The organism is Vibrio sp. 1078-1 (genome assembly GCF_033340475.1).
On the sequence record NZ_JAWOWM010000295.1, the window covers coordinates 1 to 737 of the forward strand.

Sequence of the window (737 nt, forward strand, 5' to 3'; positions counted from 1 at the left end):
CGAGATCTGCCGCTTTGCCAAACTTACTACCCAATGACACTGGCAGAAACCGCTTCTATTTTTGCAGAGAATATCGTACGCGATCATTTGATCTCGAAAGCAGAAAGTGTGGACGACAAACTCGAAATGCTTTGGGAAGAGTTGTCTTCTGCGCTGGCGTTAATGATCAATATTCCTGTTCGATACGAGTTTGAAAAAGCATTCTACGAACGTCGTCAGGAGGGAGAATTAACCGCTCAGGATTTCTGTAATCTGATGTCAGAAACGTGGAAAGATTGGTACGGAGACGTGATGAGTGAAGCTGACCCCTATTTTTGGGCAAGCAAGCTGCACTTCTCGATTGCCGATGTGAGTTTCTATAACTATCCGTATCTATTCGGCTTCTTGTTCAGTAAAGGCATTTATGCGCAACGTGAAGCTAAAGGTGAAAACTTCTACATTGATTACGTTAATTTACTGCGTGATACTGGCAACATGATGGCAGAAGAGGTGGTTGAAAAACATCTATCGATGGACTTAACCAAACCAGACTTCTGGCAACAAAGCGTGGAGCTCGTACGCGACAAAGTCGATGAGTTTGAACGCCTACTTGCGCAGCGTAGCCAATAAGAGGTTGAGTTCTGTTGACTCTAGTCGATAAATCTTGCTCGGATAGGGCTTCAGTTCGAACTATTTGGTGGTACTGGCGGTATCTTTGGTTCGCATAGCCGTTTGCTCATAGAAGCAGTGACAAAGCA

The 737-nt window shown here is 44.6% G+C and carries 1 protein-coding gene; it reads left to right on the forward strand.

The features are described 5' to 3' along the window. Window positions 1-609 (forward strand): M3 family metallopeptidase (locus R7190_RS27185; protein ID WP_318137844.1); only part of this gene is annotated, 609 nt, incomplete at its 5' end. Between the last annotated feature and the right edge of the window lie 128 nt (window positions 610-737).